Genomic DNA, 19,278 nt, shown 5'->3' with positions numbered 1-19,278 from the left:
GATGCTGGTGCACCTCTTCTGTAATTCTGGCGAGTTCATTGACGCCGCTAAAAGTGGCATAAGACAGCCATAAAAAAGATATGATGCCGAGAGCGTACCCCAAAAAAATCTTGTGAATGATTCGAAAGGCAAAAGGATGATGGTTTTGAGACTGGGGCAGGGGGTCTTTGTTCTTCACCTTAGAAGAAAGCACAGTATGCGCACCTTCATCGGCAAAACTCATATTATATAAACCCCGATAGAAGCCATGAAACTCTCTGTTCTTAATGCTTCAAAAAGCATTTCATTCTAACCTGAAATCAGTTTGAGTGTTGTTTTAATTTCAATTTTTTAGGTTAATTCTACTGAATTATTCGCCAATTATGTTGGGTGGCGTTTATCATTTTATTATCTCTGATGATGATCAGACCATGATTTTCATAAGATTACGTAAAGTTTAAATATAATCAAGAAGATTTCATCTGCGTCACGCCACCAAACCCATAGAGTTTAACATAAATCTCTTGAATTAAAGAGAAAATAATTCAAGAATGCACTTTTTAGGTGTAAATTTTTTAGCGCGGTCTCTTTTATGAAGGCCGCCCTTCAATGGTCATAGAGATCAACTATGAGCCATGGGGATCGCAGACTTTCGACTCTTTACGCATGATGTGAACAAGGATGCCGGATGCCTGATAACCATGAGGCTGCCCAGAATAAATCCCGTTCCAGGCAGCGTTTTTCATCCCTGTTCATCCTCAGTCGCCAATGCGTGAAGGATATCAAGCGCCGTTTGCCCCGTTCGCGTCCCCAGCGGATCGTCCTTGGTATTTTGTTGCTGCTTGGAGGAACCATGGGCTTTTTACCTGTTCTGGGTTTTTGGATGTTACCTTTGGGGGTGATTGTTCTGTCGATGGATCTGCACCCCGTAAGGCGCTTATCCCGTCGCTTCAGCCTGTGGTATGGCAGGCGCGCGCGAGACCGGTCCTGACTGGCCTCTCTCTATAGTCGCCGCGTTTGGTTGATGAAATTGCCGAGAGCCTTGCTCTTGTTGATCAGCCGGATTATGAGGGGCAAGCTATAGAGAGATCATCTGTTGCATTCTGATGTGATCATGGCACTGTGTCGTGCCTTTGCATGATCATCCTTGAAGAAAAAGCGCAGGCTGATCTCATGACAACCAGAAATGCGGAGCTGAAATCTGTGAGTGATCATCCCGGCGCAACGCCAAATTCTGATAAAACGATCCATGATCATGGATTTCGATCTCCCCATCAAACGTCATGCCTTAGCAGGGGATCAGCGCTGACGGCTTTGGCGCTTGTGATGGCGATACCCGCCTATGGGCCGGCCTTTGCCCAGGAAGTAACCATCGAAAACGAGCGGACCGAAACGATCCGTACATCCACGGTGGACGGGGGCAATCCGGCTGATATCGTGGTCGCGACTGGCGGCAGCATCACCATCGAGGATGGCATTGCGGCGGTGGTCGATAGTTCCAATGATTTCACATTGAATGGCACGATCCGCAATAATGATCGGGTCGATGGCGTGGGGGTGGATGTGCGCACCGGTGATGGTGGCATTAGCTCTGATATTTCGATTGCCGGCAGCATCATTCTTCTTGGTAATTTTGATAATAATGAAGAGCTTCTCGGAGGGCCGAATTTTGGTCTTCGGCTGAGGGGCGACGGTCCCTTCACGGGATCGATCGATATCACCAACATTGGCCGTGTTCAGGTTTTCGGGACCGGGTCTGTGGGTCTTGATCTGGGGAGCGACATCATCGGTTCCGTGCGCAATGGCGGAACGATCCAGATGCTTGGCGAAGATTCCGTGGCTATTGCCGTGCGGGGGTCGGTCAGCGGAAATGTCGAGAATGCGGGCCAGATCACAGGCACTAATTTTGGCGGCGAAACCGGCCTTTTGATCGAGGGCGATGTGGCGGGCAGTGTGCTGAATCTGGGGGCCATCACCACCGGCAGAAATCAGGGGTTTGATAATAATCTCGATATTTTGCCGCAGCTTTCCGGCGGGCCCGGGGTGTTTATTTCTTCCAATGTGGCGCGGGGTTTTGTGAATGGCCCGCCTGTTATCCCTGAAAATCCTGATGCGAATGGTGATGGAATTGCCGATCCTGTTCCGGGGGCTGGGGCAACTATTTCAGCCCGTGGCGCAGGCAATGCGGTAAAAATTTCGGCTATCAAATCGGATGGCAGCCTTGGCGATGTTACCCTTGGTGCTTTTGGCACGGAAAACGAGGCCTTTGGCTTTCTCAATCGTGGAACGATCCGCGCCGATAGTCAGGAAAGTGATTTTATCGTCAATACCGTGCGCATTGAAGGCGCACAATCTGGCGATCAGATCTTTCGCACGATATTGGAAGGCGGCCTGCGCAATGATTTGGCCGGGGTGATCCAAAGCACCTCCATCGATCAGTCGGCCACCACCATCAGCATCGGGCAATTTGCCGAAGTGCCCCTGATCGAAAATTTTGGTGCGATCACCGCGCAATCCACACGCACCAGTGATGATTCAGATTCTGATGGGGTGCAAGATACATTTGGCCCCGGGGGCGATGCTACGGCGATTTTGATCGAGGACAATGGCCGTGTGGATCGCCTTGTTAATCGCGGGTCCATTCTGGTGGCGGCTGCGGGCGCGGATTCAAGGGGCTTTGGGATCAGGGATCTTTCCGGGACCATAACGGAATTTATCAATACGGGCACACTCACGGTCAATACCCCCAATAATCCTGATGGCGTGCGGGTGGCGGCCGATTTCTCAGCCTCGCAATCGGATATGACCCTGATCAATAATGGCTCGATCATCGGTGATATTTTGCTGGGGAGCGGCAATGATACGATGTCGATGGATGGGGGTTTGTTTGCCGGGACCTTCAATATGGGTGCCGGGAATAACAGCTTTTCGCTGATCAATGAGTCGAATTTTTCCGGTGCTTTGCTGGGGGAAAATATCGATCTCAGCGTCGTGAATTCGATATTCAGAACCAATAATGCCTTTAATGTGCAGGTCCGCTCGGCAAGCTTCACTGAAGGCTCCACTTTGGCCCTTAGCCTTGCAGGGAATGCCAGCAATAATGGGGCTCTGATTGCGTCGGGCGATGTTTTGATTGGCGCTGGAACGATCATCGATCCTAATTTCTTTGCTTTTCCACAATCTGAAATCCCGATTCTTCTGATATCTGCGCAAAATCTGCTCCTTGAAGACAGCCTTGAAAGCCTTAATCTTCAGATCGGATTGTCATCGGTGATTTTCGACCAATCCTTGGAATTCATCCTAGGGGATCAGGATCGTCTTGTGGTCAATCTTCGTCAGCGTACGGCGGAGGAAATTGGGCTCAGCGATCGCCGTGGCCAACTTTTTGATCAATCTATCCCTGGTTTTCAGCAGGATAATCTACTGGGTGCGGCTATTGCCAATCTCTCTTCGGTTGAAGCTTTGGAAAGCGCCCTTGATCAAATTGCGCCCGAAAGTTCGGAATTGCCGCGCTATACGGCTGTGAGCAATCAGAATATGGCCTTGGGTATCCTCTCTCAACGATTTACCACTTTACGCGATAGTAAAGGTGTGGAATTTGCTAATTCTGCGCGTATAGCTTTGGCCACGGCACGACAGGCCCGCGAGGTTAACCGGGGCGGATTAAATATGTGGTTGCAGGAAATCGGCTATGTCGCCAATCGCGATACGGTTGGTGATGTGATCGGCTTTGATGGGGAAACCATCGGTTTTGCCGTAGGGGTTGATAAGGCGCTTTTCGGGCTTGATGCTCTGGGGATCAGCATCATGCAGACCATTGGGGAATTTGATGATGATTTTGAGGGAAAAGATGATTTCGATACCCTTACTACCCAGTTCAATCTCTATGGTTCTTATTCTTCCGGTGGGTTTTTCATCGATGCGGTGGGCACCTTTGCCTTTCATGATTTTGAGCGGACGCGACTGATTAATTTTGAAAATTTCAGCAGAACAGTGGAAGCGGATTGGAATGCCACTCAATTTGGCGGCAGTGCCCAGGCGGGTTATCGGGCGAAGCTTGGTCGCTATGGATTGAGCGCAGCTGCCGTTGCCAATTACACCAAGCTGGATGAGGATGGCTATACCGAAGCCGTTTCCAATGGCATTGGCTTCATCGTCGATGATCGCACGACAACATCTTTTCGCGCCGGAGCCACCGCTTCAATCGATGCCCTTTTCACTATGGGCAATGATCTGAAATTTATGCCCAGCCTGAAAGTGGGTTATCTCACTGAATTGAGCGATGATGAGATCGAGACCCAATCCCGCTTTGGCGAAGCCGGGCAGAGCTTTCTGCGCAGCACCCCCATTGCTTTTGATGATACGGTTCTTGGCGGCATCGGGCTTTCTTTTCTGACCGATAGCATCAATATAGCCTTTAGCTATGAACAGGAACGCGCCAGCGATTTCGTCTCGCACAGTGGGTCTATATCGGTGCGTATCCGTTTTTAATGTTACGGGTTATAGGGGATGAATCTCCGCGCAGGATGAGGGTTTCCTGAGAGGGATTTTTCTTATAAACAGCGGGTAGGATTGGTTATCGAGATGATGATGGAGTGTTAAATGGATATTTCCGAGCAGAAGCGCACTTTTGATGGCTTCGTATCACTGAGCAAAAAGCTGACAATCGCGTCCATAGTGGTTTTGGTTTTGATGGCGATCTTTCTGGTCTGAGCCGCCGTTCAAGGCGAGTGCTGGTTTTGGAAGAGGAAATCCTTTGAAATTTCCGGCAAGATCATAAGTGGCTCCACAAGAAAGGGTTTTGATGTCAGGCAGTTTAAATAAGGTCATGCTGATCGGAAATCTTGGGCGCGATCCCGAGGTTCGATCTTTGGGGGATGGCTCGCCGGTGGTTAATCTGGCGATTGCAACATCCGAGACATGGCGGGATAAGCAATCGGGCGAGCGCAAAGAGCGCACCGAATGGCATCGTGTGGTGATCTTCAACGAAAATCTGGCCAAGGTCGCGCAAAATTATCTGCGCAAGGGCAGCAAGGTTTTCATCGAAGGTCAGTTGCAATCCCGGAAATGGCAGGATCGCGATGGTGTTGAAAAATATACCACCGAGATTGTTTTGCAGCGGTTTCGCGGTGAACTCACCATGCTCGATAGTCGTGGCAGCGATGGCGGCGGCGCGCGCTCATCGGGTGGCAATGATTATGGCAGCGGAAGCCAGGGCGGAGCTGATAGCTATGGTGGAAGCCATATGGGGGGCGGACAAAGCGGGCCATCCGGTGATCTCGACGACGACATCCCCTTTTGAAATCATGCCGCAGCCCCTCTCATGATCCATGTGATGGCTTGATGACGTTGATCGGCTTTTCACCATATTTCCGTGTTTAGCTGTGGTTTTTCATGGGGAGGCTATGATGATCGGATCAGGCACAGGGCGTTTTCATCTTTGGCTCATGAAAGGGTTGGCGCTGATCGCCTTTGCCCCTTTCTGGGCGCATCATCCTTTTGTTCAGGCGCAAGAAGACGTGGCCCTTGAAGTCGGTTTGGCGGATCGCACAGATCTGTCGGTCACTTTTTATCAGCAGGATCTGGCGCAGATCCGGGATCGGCGAAGCGTAATCCTCCCGGCGGGCGAGGGGCTATTGCTCTGGCCGGGGCTGACCGCAATGGTTGAGCCGCGGTCTTTGTTTTTGCATCATCATGGAAAGCCCGATGATTTCAGGATGCTGGAACAGGGCTATGATGCCCGGACGCTGACCCGCGAGAGCCTGTTGCAGGCTTATCTGGGGCAAAGCGTGCATATCTATCGCACCGATCCGAAAACAGGCGAGGACCGCATTGAAAAGGCCCGTGTTCTATCTGTTGCGGATGGTGTTCTGCTCGATATCGCCGGGCGGATCGAAAGCCTTGATCAGATGCCCGGGCGTCTGGTGTTCCCGCAATTGCCCAAGGATGCTCAGCTTCAGCCCCATTATTCCGCTAAGTTTTCCGCGCCGAAAAAGGGGCCGCAGGATCTCACTTTAAATTATCTTACGGGCGGTTTTCGCTGGTCCGCTGATTATGTGGCGATATTGGATGACGATGATCCCCTGATGGCTATGGAAGGCCGGATCAGCCTTGAAAACAGCAGCGGGGCCGATCTTGATGAGGCGGCGATCACCGTGATCGCAGGCGAGGTCAATCGCAAAGAAGCGATGCAACCGATCCGGCCTATGACGCTCAATCGCATGATGGCGGCGGATGCGGCGGTGATGCTGGCCCCCGATGCCATGGCGGATCGCTATCTTTATCGTCTGCCACATAAAATCAGCTTGGCGGATGGGGAAAGCAAACAGGTCGGTTTCGTTGATCTGCCCCAAATCAAGGTGCTTAAATCCTATCTTTATCGGGCCAATGATCTGACGTCGCTTGATCGGCCCGTTTCCGCCGATCTGGAATTATCCTTTACTAATGATGATGATGCGGGGGCCGGTGTGCCTTTGCCAGCGGGGGTGGTGCGGTTTTACGAGGATGATGAAAAAGCGGGCCTTCTATTCGTTGGTGAGGATCAAATCGCGGTCACGCCCAAAGGCGGGCGGCCGTCGCTTTCCCTTGGCAAAGCATTTGATGTAACAATCAAGCCTCTGCGGCGGTCTTATGAGATTATTGAAAACAGTGCCGCGCGCCAAGTGACCGAAGTGGGGCAAAGCTATCATCTGCGCAATCAAAAAAAGACGGCTGTCGATGTGACCATCGAGCAGGCGATGCCCGCCCAATCATGGGAGGTCATCAAGCAATCCCATGAGCAGATCGAAGCAACAGCGCAGCAGGCCCGATGGCGGATCGCCGTTCCCGCGGGCGGGGATGTGACGCTGGATTTCACCGTTCAGCTTATACAGCCGGGCCGTGTTCGCTGATCAATTATAAAGATAATTGCGGGTGAGGGGCAGGCTGTGCTGATCGCGGCATAGTTGCCATTGCGCCACCATATGGCCGCCATAGCGAAAGGCCAGCTCCGATCCGATCAGATAAAATTCCCACATGCGGCAGAATTTCTCGTCTTGCAAGACGCTGATTTCGGCACGATTGGCCTCAAATCTCTGACGCCACTGCCGCAATGTCGTGGCATAATGCAAACGCAGGATTTCAAGGTCGGTTAAGATCAATCCGGCCTTTTCAATAGAGGGCATCACTTCCGACAAGGCCGGCGAATAACCGCCGGGAAAGATATATTTAGCAAGCCAGGGATTCGTGACGCCGGGGCCATCGCTGCGGGCGATATGATGGATCAGGGCCACGCCTTCGGGGGTGAGCAATTTGTTGATGACCTTGAAAAAAGATGCATAAAAAGGGCGGCCCACATGCTCGAACATGCCGATGGAAACGATCCTGTCAAACTGTTCATCAAGGGTGCGATAATCACAGAGCCTGATATCGATCCGGCTTTCCAATCCGGCATCGCGCACCCTTTTTCGCGCCAGTGCAGCCTGTTGGGTTGAAAGCGTGATGCCGGTTACCTGAGCCTTGTGATGTTCCGCCAGATAAAGCGCCATGCTTCCCCAGCCGCAGCCGATATCCAGTATTTTTTGCCCCGGGCTGATGTTCAGTTTTTGAGCGATATGGGTGAGCTTGTTGCTTTGGGCCGTTTCCAGATCATCTGTCGGGTCTTTGAAATAAGCACAGCTATAATTGAGCCCTTCATCCAGAAACAGGCGATAAAGCTCATTGGAAAGATCATAATGATGAGCCACATTTTTTCGGGATCGGGCTGCAATATTGAATTGAGAAAAAGGCCGAAGCCCGCGTCGGAACAGTCTTAATGTTCGTTGCAAAACTGGGTCCGTATCCTCCTGATCGCCCAGATTTTTGGTGAGAAGTTCAAGAAAATCATAAAGCGTGCCGTTGCGGATTTCGAGTCCGCCGTCCATCCAGGCCTCTCCCAGCTTGAGATAGGGATCGAGGGCAATTTTTCTGGCTGTGGTGAAATCCCTGATATGGATCGCAATCGGTTCGCCTCTATCATTCCCGATAGAGTGGATCGGACCTGTACCGATCTGAAGATCAAGCCTGCCATTTTGAATGATATGAGAAAATAAACCCTCCAGGCCCATGGTGACCCTCCATTGTTTATTCCAATTAAATTCCCTTTTTATCATGCACGATTAAACGATTATTTTCAAAAGATGCAGGATCAGTCCAATAAAAAAGCCCCACTGAACAATCAGTGAGGCTTTCGCTGTTTTTATTAATTTCAACCTAGATCAAATGATCAGGCGGAAAAATCAGGCATTCGCATCATTGGCGCGCTCTTCTTCTTCCAGAAGATCCTGCACCAATTGTTCCGTATCAAAGGCCTCGTCTTCGCCTTCAGCCGCAGATTCAGTGGCTGTTTCACGGGCTTCTTCACCCAGAAGGGCGCCGCCGGTCTTCCACTGCTGCTCGGCTTCGGCTTCGGAACGCGCCACATTGGCGGTGACCGAAACCGTCACTTCAGGATGCAGCCGCACCAGCACCTTGTGAATACCCAATTCCTTGATAGGCTTGAGCAATTCCACTTGCGAACGGCCAATCTTGAAATCCAGCCTGCCCAAAGCATCAGCAATATCGCGGGCCGTGACCGAGCCATAAAGCTGACCGGCTTCACCGGCCTGACGCACCAGAACGAAGCGCGCACCATCCATCACTTTGGCCACGCCTTCGGCTTCTTCACGCATTTTGATATTATGCGCTTCGATTTCCTGACGACGGGCTTCAAAAGCTTTGCGATTGGCAATGGTTGCGCGCAGGGCCTTATTGCGGGGCAACAGGAAATTGCGAGCAAAACCCGGCTTCACGGTGACTTCATCACCCATTTTGCCCAGATTCGGAACGCGTTCGAGAAGAATGATTTTCATCGATCGGCTCCTTATTTCACGACAAATGGCAGCAGGGCGATATTGCGGGCGCGTTTGATGGCGCGCGCCAATTCACGCTGCTTTTTAGCTGAAACCGCAGTGATCCGGCTGGGCACGATTTTGCCGCGTTCGGAAATATAGCGAGACAACAGCTTGGTATCTTTATAATCGATCTTTGGAGCATCTGCGCCAGAGAACGGACAGGTCTTTCTGCGGCGAAAGAACGGGCGACGGGCGCCGGGTGCTTTACTAGCCATGATCAGTCCCTCCTCTCACGATATTCACGCTGGCCATCCCGGCCACCTTCGCGACCGCCATCCCGGCCACCATCGCGGTAACCACCGGGACGACCGCCATCGCGGGCACCATCACGACCACCTTCGCGGCCACCATCACGACCACCACCTTCACGGCCGCCTCTGCGGTCGGAACGCTCAGGCTTGCTGCGCAGGAAGATCGAGGGGCCTTCTTCAAGGTCATCCACACGAATGGTCATGAAACGGATGATATCTTCATTGATACCAGCCTGACGTTCCATTTCGGCCACAGCCGGATAAGGCGCATCGATATTCAGGAGGACATAATGTCCTTTGCGGTTCTTTTTCACCCGATAGGCGAGGGGACGCAGGCCCCAATATTCATTTTTGACGACACGGCCGTCAAGATCCTCGACAATTTTGGTCAGTTCGCCGGTCAGGGTTTCAACCTGAGCCGTGCTCACATCTTGCCGAGCAATAAAGATATGCTCGTATTTCGGCATCTGATGCTCCTTGCTGATCGCACGCCGGGCCCCATGCCACAACGCCTCCAGCCTTCTTCTTCATAAAAGCGCGGGATGCATTCCCAAACGCGCTGCGGCTATAACCTACTGCCGCCCCCAGTGCAAGGTTTAAGGAACGGCATGATCCCTGTGTTGCACAATTGCAAAGGGTGGGTTATCCCCGAATAAACAGCATCTCAATGCCCTTTTGGGGCCATTTTTTGATGAGGATATCTCAAACCATGACACGCGCATTTGTTTTTCCCGGCCAGGGCAGTCAGTTTGTGGGGATGGGGGCTTCTTTGGCCGCTGCTTATCCGCAGGCGCGTGCCGTGTTTGAGGAAGTGGACGATGCTTTGGAACAGCATCTGTCGAAGATCATGTTTGAAGGTGATGAAAGCCTTTTGCGCCTTACCGAAAACACTCAGCCCGCCCTGATGGCCATGTCGATGGCGATCCTGCATGTGCTCGATGCGGGGGGTGTTTCCGTTCGATCTGTGGCGAGCCATGTGGCGGGTCATTCTTTAGGCGAATATACCGCCCTGTGCGCGGCCGGGGCTTTATCACTTTCTGATACCGCACGGCTTTTGAAACGGCGCGGGCAGGCCATGCAACAGGCTGTGCCCGTGGGCGAGGGGGCGATGGCCGCCCTTTTGGGGCTTGAAATCGATCAGGTGGAACAGTGCCTGACGAAGGCGGCAAACGCTGATCTGATCTGCGCTATTGCCAATGATAATGCCCCCGGGCAGGTGGTGGTATCAGGCCATGCGGCAGCGGTTGATGCGGTCATCAATCTGGCGAAGGAGCAAGGGGCGAAACGGGCGATGCTCCTGCCGGTGTCGGCTCCTTTTCATTGCCCTTTGATGCAGCCCGCCGCCGATGAGATGCGCACGGCCTTGAACGAAGCGGCCATGGCGGCCCCGTGCGTTCCGGTGATCTGCAATATCACGGCGGCCCCTGAACGCGATCCTGAAGTCTTGCGCCGCTTATTGGTGGAGCAGGTCACAGGGCGGGTGCGCTGGCGGGAACAGGTGGCGGCTTTCGGCGGATTTGGGATCGATCAGGTGGTTGAAATCGGCGCTGGCAAGGTTTTAACGGGGCTTGTGAAAAGGATTGATCGCACCCTGGCGCTCGCTAATATTCAAGACCCCGCCGATATCGATGATTTTGCGGCTTCGCTTTGAGCCGAACCTTCATAAGCATAAGGATATGCAATGTTTGATCTTGCAGGAAAAAAAGCCCTGATTACCGGAGCGTCAGGCGGCATCGGGGGGGCGATTGCCCAGGCGCTTCATGCCCGGGGGGCGAGCCTTGTTTTATCCGGCACACGGCGTGAGGCGTTAGAAAAGCTTGCCGATGAATTGAAGCGTTCCCATGGCCTGGATTGCGCTGATGTTCATGTGGCGGTGGCGGATTTATCCGATTCTGAAAGCGTCGAGGCCTTGCCCGCGGCGGCGATTGCGGCGATGGGCGGGCTTGATATTCTGATCAATAATGCCGGCATCACCCGCGATCAGCTTTTGATGCGGATGAAAGATGCCGATTGGGATGATGTGATGCGGATCAATCTGCAATCGGCCTTTCGCTTGTCCCGCGCGGTTTTGCGGCCGATGATGAAGGCGCGCTTTGGTCGAATCATTTCGATCAGCAGTGTGGTCGGGGTGATGGGCAATGCCGGGCAGGCGAATTATGCGGCTTCTAAAGCCGGGCTGATCGGCTTTTCCAAATCTTTGGCCCAAGAGGTCGCATCCCGCGGGATCACGGTGAATTGTATCGCCCCGGGCTTCATCAAAAGCCCCATGACCGAGGCCCTGAATGAAGACCAGACCGCGCGCCTTTTGGCGGGGATTCCTGCCGGTCGCTTTGGCGAGGGGGCGGATGTGGCGGCGGCGGCTGTCTATTTGGCCAGTGAAAATGCGGCTTATGTGACCGGTCAGACCTTGCATGTGAATGGGGGGATGGCAATGATATGAGGACAGCGCTATAAATCAGGGCTATCAAGGATGCGAAATGGCGGCTTTGAAATGCTGATTAACTGTGATAGAGCCAAGCCGATTTTGTCGGGCTTTGATCGGTCGGGCAAAAAATAATGATTGTATTCCATGGGATACAAGATCTACTGAACCGGGTATCGGGCCTGACCCTATGGGATTGAACCCACAGCATAAGGATTTTGGGAATGAGTGATACGGCCGAGCGCGTTAAAAAAATCGTTGTTGAACATTTGGGTGTCGAAGAAGCCAAAGTGACGGAAAATGCCAGCTTCATCGATGATCTGGGTGCGGATAGTTTGGATACCGTCGAGCTTGTGATGGCCTTCGAAGAAGAATTCGGTGTTGAAATTCCCGATGACGCTGCGGAAAAAATCCAGACCGTCAAGGATGCGATCGATTTTATCGATGCCAATAGCTAAGGCTGTTTTGATCTTTGATTGACTCTGATACGGCGGCAAGGTCATTAAGTTTTATGGCCTTTGTCGCCGTTTGCTGATCTCTAGAATGTTGCAGGTGCCTCGATGAGACGAGTTGTTGTCACTGGGCTGGGAATGGTCACGCCTTTGGGCGATGGTGTTAAAACCAGTTGGTCCAATATTCTGGCTGGAAAATCCGGCGCCGGGCTTATTTCGCGTTTCGATCCTGCCGATAGCGTTGCCAAGGTGGTGTGCGAAGTGCCCTTGGGTGATGGCACCAATGGCACCTTCAATGCAGATCATTATATCGAGCCGAAAGATCGCCGGCGGGTGGATGATTTCATCGTCTATGGCATTGCCGCCGCCCAACAGGCCGTTGAAGATGCGGGCTGGACCGCGCCTGAAGGCGAAGAAGCCGAACGCAGCGGCGTGATGATCGGCTCGGGCATCGGCGGCTTGCCGGGGATCGAGGAGGCATCGGTTTTGATGCATGAACGCGGTCCGCGTCGGGTGTCGCCGCATTTCATTCCCGGACGGCTGATCAATCTGGTTTCGGGTCAGGTTTCCATCCGCTATGGCCTGAAGGGCCCCAATCATGCTGTGGTCACGGCCTGTTCCACCGGTGCCCATGCCATTGGCGATGCGGCGCGGATGATCATGCTCGATGATGCCGATGTGATGGTGGCGGGCGGGGCGGAAGCCGCGATCTGCCCGGTGGGGGTTGCGGGTTTTGCTCAGGCCAAGGCTTTATCCACCCGCTATAATGATAGCCCTGAAAAAGCGTCGCGCCCCTGGGATGAAGGCCGCGATGGCTTTGTGATGGGTGAAGGCGCAGGCATTGTGGTGCTTGAAGAACTGGAACATGCCAAAAAGCGTGGTGCCAAAATCTATGCGGAAATCGTGGGTTATGGCATGTCGGGCGATGCCTATCATGTGACGGCGCCCGCCCCCGGGGGCGATGGTGCCTTTCGCGCTATGCGGGCGGCTTTGAAGCGGGCGGGCATGGCCCCATCCGATATCGATTATATCAATGCCCATGGTACATCCACGCCGCTTGGTGATGAAATCGAATTGGGCGCGGTGAAACGTTTGTTCGGCGATGCGGTGAAAACGCTTTCGATGTCATCCACCAAATCATCGATCGGCCATCTTTTGGGGGCCGCTGGTGCGGTCGAAGCTATTTTCTCGATTCTGGCCATTAATGATCAGGTGGCTCCGCCTACGCTCAATCTGGAAAACCCCAGTGAAGGCTGTTTGGGCATGGATCTGGTTCCGCTGGCTCCGAAAGAACGTCCGATCAAGGCGGTTTTGTCGAACAGCTTTGGCTTTGGCGGCACCAATGCATCCCTGATCATCAAGGCGTTTAACGGCTGATCCCCAGCGCGTTCAGATAAGGCCGGATCGATGCGCCGAGCCCGATTTTTTCTGTTTCTGGTGCTGCCGCCGCTTTTTCTCCTGCTCGCGGTCTTGGGGCTTTTCTCATATGAAATCAGCCGCCCCGGGCCGCATGATGGCGATCATCGCATTCTGATCGAGCGGGGCATCGGCCTTGGCCGCATTGCCCATCAGCTTCAAAGCGAAGGGGTGGTGCGGCACGGCTTTGCGCTTCGTTTGGCGGGCCGGATCTTGGGGGCGGATCGCGCTTTGCGGGCGGGGGAATATGAAATTCCCGCCCATGCCAGTATCCTGCAAATCCTTGAAAATCTGCAATATGGTGCGCCTTTATTGCGCCGCCTCACCCTTCCTGAGGGATTGACATCCCGGCAGATCGTCACCCTTTTAGAAAAGGCAGATGGGCTGATGGGTGAAATTGTCGAAATGCCACCCGAAGGCAGCCTTTTGCCGGAAACCTATTATTACAGCTATGGCGATGCGCGATCCGATCTGGTGCAAAGGATGCAAAAGGCGCAAACCGCGCTTTTAGACAGGCTCTGGCCCGAGCGGGCTGCGGAACTGCCGTTTGATAGCCGGAGTGAGGCGGTGACTTTGGCCTCGATCATTGAAAAAGAGACCGCCTTCGCCAGCGAACGACCCCTGATTGCCAGCGTTTTCATCAATCGCCTGCGTAAAGGGATGCGGCTGCAATCCGATCCCACGGTGATTTATGGGGTGAACGAAGGATTGCCTTTGGGGCGGCCCATTCTGCGCTCTGAATTGCGGCAGGAAACGCCGTTCAATACCTATGCCATCAGGGGCCTGCCGCCGCATCCGATTGCCAATCCGGGTGAATTATCGATCCGCGCTGCGCTCAATCCGGCCGCCAGCGATTATTTTTATTTTGTGGCCGATGGAAGCGGCGGACATGCCTTTGCCCGCAGCTTGCGTGAGCATAATGATAATGTGGCCCGGTGGCGGCGTTTGCAAAAAGAGAGCGCTATTTCTGAGGAGAGCGACGTAAAATAGCATCGGAAAGGGCCTGAGGCAGCAGGGTCAAAAAGCGCATGGCAAAGGCTGTTGGGAAAGGGAAGGCGATCACCCCCTTATTCTTGCGCAATCCCTTGGCGATGATGCGGGCAGCCTTATCAGCCGTCATCAAAAAGGGCATGGGGAAGCGATTTTGCGCGGTCATCCGGCTTTCCACAAAGCCCGGGCAGATCACATTCACCTTCACCCGCCCCCAATAGGCCCCGCGCAGGGCTTCGCCATAAGCCTTCACCGCAACTTTGCTGGCGGAATAAGAGGCAGCGCCGGGCATCCCGCGAAAACCCGCGACCGATGCCATGATGGCAATCTGGCCGCCTTGGCGTTTTTTCATGCGTTCGAGCGCCGGATGGATGCTGTTGAAAACCCCCGTAACATTGATGGCAAAGGTTTTCTTCGTGGTTTCATGAAGGCTGCGATCTTTTGATGTGGCAAGGCCAATCCCGGCATTAGCGATCAGAAGATCAAGGGGATGGGCATCATCCACCTGCTCGATCCACTGGCGCATGGCCTGTTCATCCACTACATCGATGATCTGTGCATCCACATCCGCGCCGCGCCCACGGCAGCTTTGGGCAATGGCATCAAGGCGTTCCTGATCGCGACCGGATAAAGCCAGAAACACACCGGGTTTGGCATAATGAAGCGCCAAAGCCTCGCCAATCCCGCTCGATGCCCCGGTAATCAAAATCGATCCGGCTTTCTGTTCCGTCATGGCAGTCCCTTTTTTGAATTGGCCCGGCTGTTTTCATCCAGCCAGCGATTGATCGCAGGCGCACGAGGCTTTATCACTATCACCTCATCAAGGGGTGCAAAAGGGTTCCAAAGACGAACCTCTCAAAATCGGATAAGCGGATGACCGTTAAAACCAGACCGGGGCTTTTATTGATCATTTCTTCGCCATCGGGGGCCGGAAAATCAACCCTGTGCAGCCATTTGCGGCGCGAAGAAGGGGATCGCTTATGGACATCGGTTTCCGCCACTACACGCGAAAGGCGCAAGAACGAGGTGGAGGGTCAGGATTATTATTTTGTCAGCCATGATAAATTTCAGCGCATGCAAAAAGGCGGCGAATTTCTCGAACATGCCGAGGTGTTCGGCAATTTTTATGGCACGCCCGGTGAGCCGGTTGAAAAGCGCTTGAATGCCGGAATCGATGTTTTATTCGATATCGATTGGCAAGGGGCACAACAGATCAGAAGCAATGCAGAAGATGCCCGGGTGATCTCAATTTTTATCCTGCCCCCCAGCATGGCGGCTTTGGAACATCGTTTGCGGCATCGGGCCCAGGATAGCGAAGAAACCGTGCAATTTCGGATGTCCCGCGCGCATGAAGAAATCTCGCATTGGGAAGATTATGATTATGTTCTGGTGAATGATGATCTTGATGCCTGCTTCAAACGCCTGCATGCCATCCTCACAGCCGAGCGGGTGCGCGCCGAAAAAGAGTATGCGATCAAGGATCTGGCCATCAGCTTGATCAGGAAATAGGCAGCTTTAGCCCTTAGCTCCCATCACGCATCAATTGCCATTGCCGTGCGATGCGGCAAAATCCGGCAATGTCGATCTCTTCCGCCCGGGCCGTGGGATCGATATCAGCGGCCTTCAGCAGGCTGATGCTATCGGCGGTCAGGGGCCGAAGACTGGCCCGCAACATTTTACGCCTTTGGCCAAAGGCGTGTTCGGTGATGGTTTCCAGAGTTTTTTGCTCAACCAGCGGATCAAGGGGCTGGGTGGGGATGATCTCGATAATGGCGCTATCCACCTTCGGTGCCGGGGTGAAGGCCCGGGCGGGCACGGGGAATATAATTCGCGCTTTGGCCCGCCATTGGGATAGGATGGAAAGCCGCCCATAGGCTTTCGAGCCGGGTTTGGCGATGATCCGTTCAGCCACTTCGCGCTGGAACATCAAGATAAGCTGCGACCACCAGGGTGCCCATGGCCCGGTCATCCAGCGCACGAAAAGTGCCGTTCCGATATTATAAGGCAGATTAGAAACAATCTTGACCGGCTTGTTATAAAACAGTTTTTCCTCATCGATCTTCAAGGCATCATCGGCCAGAATCGAAAGCTTATCAGCCCAGATGGCGGCAATTTCAGCCAAAGCGGGCAGGGTGCGGCTATCGCGTTCCACGGCTGTGACATGGGCTGCCCCTTCCATTAAAAGGGCGCGGGTCAGGCCGCCGGGGCCGGGGCCGACTTCATAAACCTCATAATCCTCGAGCGGCCCCGCGGCCCGGGCGATCCGCCGGGTGAGATTGAGATCGAGAATGAAATTCTGACCCAATGAGCGCGATGCCTGCAATCCATGGCGGGCAATTACCTCGCGCAAGGGGGGCAAAGGATCAATCGGGGGATCCGTTTTTGAATGGCTCATGCGTTGAGGCTCGCGGCCATTCTGATGGCGGCAATCAGGCTATCGGGCCGGGCTTTATTGTGCCCGGCAAGATCGAATGCGGTGCCGTGATCGGGAGATGTGCGCAGGAAAGGCAGGCCCAAAGTGATGTTCACACCGCCATAAAAATCTATTGTTTTCAGTGGGATCAGGGCCTGATCATGATACATGCATAAAACCGCATCATAGGTTTTTCTGGCCTCGATGTGAAAAAGGCTATCGGCGGCAAAGGGGCCTTCGATCAACAGGCCATCCTGGCGCAAGGCTGTGATCGCCGGGCGGATGATGCTGTCTTCTTCCCCACCGATGGTCCCCCCTTCACCGGCATGGGGATTGAGACCGGCAACGGCAATGCGGGGCTTTTCGATCCCAAAATGCAGGCTGAGCGCCTGATGGAGAATTTTTGCCACCGCTATGATCTTCTCCGCACTGATCTGGGCGGCCACTTCATTCAAGGGAACATGGATCGTGAGCGGTACCACCCGTAGGCCCGGAACCGCCAGCATCATAACACTGGAGGCGGGTGGCAAACCGGCAAGGCGGGCCAGAAATTCGGTATGGCCGGGGTCTTTGAAACCGGCGCTGTAAAGCCCCTGTTTGTGAATGGGATTGGTGATGATGGCCGCCACCTTTTTGGCCATGACCAGGGCAACGGCCTGTTCGATAGCTTTGATGATAAAAGGGGCAAAAGCCTTATTCGGACGACCGGGAACCAGCCCATCGGGACAATCGGCCATCCCATCATATTCTAAAATCGGCAGGCCCCGATCAAATATGGCAAAGGTTTCGGCCGGATCATCAATGGCAATCAGCGGGCAATCGCTTTGCAGTGGTTTGAAGATTTTCCGAGCACCGATCAGAAAAAAGGGCGGCAAGCCATGCGCCTGCCGCATCATCCATGCTTTGGTTGCCAATTCCGGCCCGATGCCTGCGGGATCGCCCATGGTCAAGCATAAGGGAGCTACTGGCTTGGCCGAATCGTTCGCCATTGATCTAGCGATAATCGACAATGGCATTGCGCCTTAAATCACGCAGATAGCGCCGGGCCATGATCGCCAGCTTTTGGCGTTCCAATTGATCGATGATTTCATCAAATTGCGGGAGCGGCACCTCTGGCTTGCTGCGATCACAGACAAAAAAGATGCGAAAGCCATCTTCCATGCGCACAGGCTGGCTTGGCAGGCCCATTTCCAGATCTTCAAGAATTGTGCGCAATCCACCGGGCAGGTCCCGCAGCCTGAGCCGACCAAGAGGCGGGGAAGGTTCAATCCCCAAAGCCTGCGTATAGTCCGGCACTGCCTCGCATGATGTCATATTCGATTTCATGGATTCGAACGTCTCGAAAAAAGCGATCTGCTCGGCTTCGGTGCTTTGCGGTGTGATGGGCAGGAAAATCTGCCGGATATCCAATTGCATATCCAATGGATCGGCTTCCAGCACCCGGCGGCGATCTTTCAACTGCAGGATATAATAGCCGCCGGCATGGCGGATCGGTTCGCTGATGTCGCCCACGGGAATGCTTGTCAGGGCATTGGCCAGTGCCGGGTTTAATTGATCGGGGGTTACCCAGCCCATATCGCCGCCCGATGCGGCGGTTGAGGATTGGGAAAATTGCTGTGCAAATCCGGCAAAATTAGCACCATTTTTGATTTGTTCGCTGATCCTTATGGCGGTTTGCCGCACATCATTTTCGCGCGAAGGATTATCGATCAGCAGATAGATTTCAGAAACATTATATTGCGGCTGCCCGGCATTGGATTCGATGCGGGCGATTTCCTGCTCAACTTCTTCCTGTGCCACATTGGCCATGCGGCCAAGCCGACCATTCACCAGTTCACCCCAGGCGATTTCGGCCTTCATCTGTTCGAGATAAGCCTGTTTGGTGATCCCCAAACGGGTGAGATAATCTTCAAATTGTTGCGGAGATTGATTGAAGCTTTGGGCTTGGCGCACAAAGGCCGATTGGGCATCATCATCGGTGATATAGAGCTCGAATTCAGCCGCTTCCTGAAGCTTCAGCTTGTCATCAACCATATTGCGCACCACCTGTTCCTGCAGGCGGGCAAGCTGTTCTTCATCTTCAATCCCACCGATGGAAGCAATGGTCAGGCGCAATCTTTGCACCACATCATAGGCGGAAATCGGCTCGTCATTCACCAGCGCCACAATACGCTGGGGGATGACGAGATTGGATTCCGGTGCCGCTGATTGACCCTGCGGCTGATTTTGCGACTGGGCCTGAGCATCGACCTGCGCAAAGGATAGCCCCATGACCAAAAAAGCCGCCCAAGCCGTTACGGTTGATCGCCTCGGCAGGCAGGCTCTTCTTGAAGCGGATGTTTTCATCATGAAGCGTAAACACTGAATACTGAACATGTCTCTCAATTCTTGCTCGTTGAGCAATGATTGTGGCCAAAATCAGGCAAAGGGCTGATCTTTCCTGTTT

At 53.6% G+C, this 19,278-nt stretch carries 19 protein-coding genes; 11 read left to right on the top strand and 8 right to left on the bottom strand.

What is annotated here, in order from left to right; genetic code table 11:
- The first annotated feature begins 667 nt into the window (after positions 1-667).
- The 5 genes from QK300_RS06485 (at position 668) to QK300_RS06465 (ending at position 6,869) form a co-directional block, all read left to right on the top strand.
- Positions 668-970: a hypothetical protein gene (locus tag QK300_RS06485; RefSeq protein ID WP_281300858.1), complete on the top strand. Its 303-nt coding sequence runs from the start codon at positions 668-670 to the stop codon at positions 968-970.
- A gap of 335 nt (positions 971-1,305) precedes the next feature.
- Positions 1,306-4,470 carry an autotransporter outer membrane beta-barrel domain-containing protein gene (locus tag QK300_RS06480; protein WP_281300859.1) on the top strand — a complete coding sequence of 1,055 codons (3,165 nt, stop codon included), beginning with the start codon at positions 1,306-1,308 and terminating at the stop codon, positions 4,468-4,470.
- Positions 4,471-4,581: 111 nt separating this feature from the next.
- Positions 4,582-4,692 (top strand): aa3-type cytochrome c oxidase subunit IV, encoded by a 111-nt coding sequence (locus QK300_RS13600; RefSeq protein WP_348651840.1) that lies wholly within the window; start codon positions 4,582-4,584, stop codon positions 4,690-4,692.
- 91 nt (positions 4,693-4,783) lie between these two features.
- Positions 4,784-5,281 carry a single-stranded DNA-binding protein gene (ssb, locus tag QK300_RS06470; protein ID WP_348651839.1) on the top strand — a complete coding sequence of 166 codons (498 nt, stop codon included), beginning with the start codon at positions 4,784-4,786 and terminating at the stop codon, positions 5,279-5,281.
- A 103-nt stretch (positions 5,282-5,384) separates the two neighbouring features.
- Positions 5,385-6,869, top strand: coding sequence for a DUF4139 domain-containing protein (locus QK300_RS06465; protein ID WP_281300862.1), 1,485 nt, complete (start codon positions 5,385-5,387; stop codon positions 6,867-6,869).
- Here the strand turns inward: QK300_RS06465 and QK300_RS06460 are convergent, their stop codons facing one another.
- The 4 genes from QK300_RS06460 to rpsF form a co-directional block, all read right to left on the bottom strand.
- The gene (locus tag QK300_RS06460) at positions 6,870-8,063 is read right to left on the bottom strand and encodes a cyclopropane-fatty-acyl-phospholipid synthase family protein (RefSeq protein ID WP_281300863.1); all 1,194 of its coding nucleotides are present in this window, start codon (positions 8,061-8,063) and stop codon (positions 6,870-6,872) included.
- A 171-nt stretch (positions 8,064-8,234) separates the two neighbouring features.
- Positions 8,235-8,846 (bottom strand): 50S ribosomal protein L9, encoded by a 612-nt coding sequence (rplI, locus tag QK300_RS06455; protein ID WP_281300864.1) that lies wholly within the window; start codon positions 8,844-8,846, stop codon positions 8,235-8,237.
- Positions 8,847-8,857: 11 nt separating this feature from the next.
- Complete coding sequence (gene rpsR, locus QK300_RS06450; protein WP_042086242.1) at positions 8,858-9,103, bottom strand: 30S ribosomal protein S18; 246 nt, start codon at positions 9,101-9,103, stop codon at positions 8,858-8,860.
- Between the two features lie 2 nt (positions 9,104-9,105).
- Positions 9,106-9,606 carry a 30S ribosomal protein S6 gene (gene rpsF / locus QK300_RS06445; RefSeq protein WP_281300865.1) on the bottom strand — a complete coding sequence of 167 codons (501 nt, stop codon included), beginning with the start codon at positions 9,604-9,606 and terminating at the stop codon, positions 9,106-9,108.
- A gap of 242 nt (positions 9,607-9,848) precedes the next feature.
- Here rpsF and fabD point away from each other — a divergent pair, with 242 nt between their 5' ends.
- The 5 genes from fabD (at position 9,849) to mltG (ending at position 14,419) form a co-directional block, all read left to right on the top strand.
- Positions 9,849-10,790, top strand: a complete 942-nt coding sequence (fabD, locus tag QK300_RS06440; protein ID WP_281300866.1) for an ACP S-malonyltransferase — start codon at positions 9,849-9,851, stop codon at positions 10,788-10,790.
- Between the two features lie 30 nt (positions 10,791-10,820).
- Entirely contained in the window at positions 10,821-11,579 is a 759-nt protein-coding gene (gene fabG, locus QK300_RS06435) for a 3-oxoacyl-[acyl-carrier-protein] reductase (protein WP_281300867.1), read from the top strand.
- Between the two features lie 206 nt (positions 11,580-11,785).
- Positions 11,786-12,019 (top strand): acyl carrier protein, encoded by a 234-nt coding sequence (locus tag QK300_RS06430; protein WP_042086239.1) that lies wholly within the window; start codon positions 11,786-11,788, stop codon positions 12,017-12,019.
- A gap of 102 nt (positions 12,020-12,121) precedes the next feature.
- Entirely contained in the window at positions 12,122-13,390 is a 1,269-nt protein-coding gene (gene fabF / locus QK300_RS06425; RefSeq protein WP_281300868.1) for a beta-ketoacyl-ACP synthase II, read from the top strand.
- 30 nt (positions 13,391-13,420) lie between these two features.
- Positions 13,421-14,419 (top strand): endolytic transglycosylase MltG, encoded by a 999-nt coding sequence (mltG, locus tag QK300_RS06420; RefSeq protein WP_281300869.1) that lies wholly within the window; start codon positions 13,421-13,423, stop codon positions 14,417-14,419.
- Here the strand turns inward: mltG and QK300_RS06415 are convergent.
- Entirely contained in the window at positions 14,391-15,152 is a 762-nt protein-coding gene (locus QK300_RS06415) for an SDR family NAD(P)-dependent oxidoreductase (RefSeq protein WP_281300870.1), read from the bottom strand. The genes mltG and QK300_RS06415 overlap by 29 nt on opposite strands.
- A 140-nt stretch (positions 15,153-15,292) precedes the next feature.
- Here QK300_RS06415 and gmk point away from each other — a divergent pair, with 140 nt between their 5' ends.
- The gene (gene gmk / locus QK300_RS06410; protein ID WP_281300871.1) at positions 15,293-15,928 is read left to right on the top strand and encodes a guanylate kinase; all 636 of its coding nucleotides are present in this window, start codon (positions 15,293-15,295) and stop codon (positions 15,926-15,928) included.
- Between the two features lie 13 nt (positions 15,929-15,941).
- Here the strand turns inward: gmk and rsmA are convergent, their stop codons facing one another.
- From rsmA to QK300_RS06395, 3 genes are read right to left on the bottom strand one after another with little or no spacing between them, the layout of a single operon-like run.
- Positions 15,942-16,814 carry a 16S rRNA (adenine(1518)-N(6)/adenine(1519)-N(6))-dimethyltransferase RsmA gene (gene rsmA / locus QK300_RS06405; RefSeq protein ID WP_281300872.1) on the bottom strand — a complete coding sequence of 291 codons (873 nt, stop codon included), beginning with the start codon at positions 16,812-16,814 and terminating at the stop codon, positions 15,942-15,944.
- Positions 16,811-17,776, bottom strand: a complete 966-nt coding sequence (pdxA, locus tag QK300_RS06400; protein WP_348651838.1) for a 4-hydroxythreonine-4-phosphate dehydrogenase PdxA — start codon at positions 17,774-17,776, stop codon at positions 16,811-16,813. Before pdxA ends, rsmA begins: the two co-directional genes overlap by 4 nt.
- 49 nt (positions 17,777-17,825) lie before the next feature.
- Positions 17,826-19,103 (bottom strand): peptidylprolyl isomerase, encoded by a 1,278-nt coding sequence (locus QK300_RS06395; RefSeq protein ID WP_281300874.1) that lies wholly within the window; start codon positions 19,101-19,103, stop codon positions 17,826-17,828.
- Positions 19,104-19,278 lie beyond the last annotated feature (175 nt).

It is taken from the genome of Iodidimonas sp. MBR-22, assembly GCF_029946565.1.
GTDB classification, from domain to species: Bacteria; Pseudomonadota; Alphaproteobacteria; order Sphingomonadales; family Rhodothalassiaceae; genus Iodidimonas; species Iodidimonas nitroreducens.
The sequence above is the reverse complement of the archived record's forward strand: the minus strand, read 5'-3'. Positions and strand labels throughout refer to the sequence as shown.

Excerpts from the sequence above, each read along its gene's own strand:
- QK300_RS06485 (WP_281300858.1), top strand. The coding sequence starts at position 668 with ATGCCTGATAACCATGAGGCTGCCCAGAATAAATCCCGTTCCAGGCAG.
- QK300_RS06480 (WP_281300859.1), top strand. The coding sequence starts at position 1,306 with ATGGCGATACCCGCCTATGGGCCGGCCTTTGCCCAGGAAGTAACCATC.
- QK300_RS13600 (WP_348651840.1), top strand. The coding sequence starts at position 4,582 with ATGGATATTTCCGAGCAGAAGCGCACTTTTGATGGCTTCGTATCACTG.
- ssb (WP_348651839.1), top strand. The coding sequence starts at position 4,784 with ATGTCAGGCAGTTTAAATAAGGTCATGCTGATCGGAAATCTTGGGCGC.
- QK300_RS06465 (WP_281300862.1), top strand. The coding sequence starts at position 5,385 with ATGATGATCGGATCAGGCACAGGGCGTTTTCATCTTTGGCTCATGAAA.
- QK300_RS06460 (WP_281300863.1), bottom strand. The coding sequence starts at position 8,063 with ATGGGCCTGGAGGGTTTATTTTCTCATATCATTCAAAATGGCAGGCTT.
- rplI (WP_281300864.1), bottom strand. The coding sequence starts at position 8,846 with ATGAAAATCATTCTTCTCGAACGCGTTCCGAATCTGGGCAAAATGGGT.
- rpsR (WP_042086242.1), bottom strand. The coding sequence starts at position 9,103 with ATGGCTAGTAAAGCACCCGGCGCCCGTCGCCCGTTCTTTCGCCGCAGA.
- rpsF (WP_281300865.1), bottom strand. The coding sequence starts at position 9,606 with ATGCCGAAATACGAGCATATCTTTATTGCTCGGCAAGATGTGAGCACG.
- fabD (WP_281300866.1), top strand. The coding sequence starts at position 9,849 with ATGACACGCGCATTTGTTTTTCCCGGCCAGGGCAGTCAGTTTGTGGGG.
- fabG (WP_281300867.1), top strand. The coding sequence starts at position 10,821 with ATGTTTGATCTTGCAGGAAAAAAAGCCCTGATTACCGGAGCGTCAGGC.
- QK300_RS06430 (WP_042086239.1), top strand. The coding sequence starts at position 11,786 with ATGAGTGATACGGCCGAGCGCGTTAAAAAAATCGTTGTTGAACATTTG.
- fabF (WP_281300868.1), top strand. The coding sequence starts at position 12,122 with ATGAGACGAGTTGTTGTCACTGGGCTGGGAATGGTCACGCCTTTGGGC.
- mltG (WP_281300869.1), top strand. The coding sequence starts at position 13,421 with ATGCGCCGAGCCCGATTTTTTCTGTTTCTGGTGCTGCCGCCGCTTTTT.
- QK300_RS06415 (WP_281300870.1), bottom strand. The coding sequence starts at position 15,152 with ATGACGGAACAGAAAGCCGGATCGATTTTGATTACCGGGGCATCGAGC.
- gmk (WP_281300871.1), top strand. The coding sequence starts at position 15,293 with ATGACCGTTAAAACCAGACCGGGGCTTTTATTGATCATTTCTTCGCCA.
- rsmA (WP_281300872.1), bottom strand. The coding sequence starts at position 16,814 with ATGAGCCATTCAAAAACGGATCCCCCGATTGATCCTTTGCCCCCCTTG.
- pdxA (WP_348651838.1), bottom strand. The coding sequence starts at position 17,776 with ATGGGCGATCCCGCAGGCATCGGGCCGGAATTGGCAACCAAAGCATGG.
- QK300_RS06395 (WP_281300874.1), bottom strand. The coding sequence starts at position 19,103 with ATGGGGCTATCCTTTGCGCAGGTCGATGCTCAGGCCCAGTCGCAAAAT.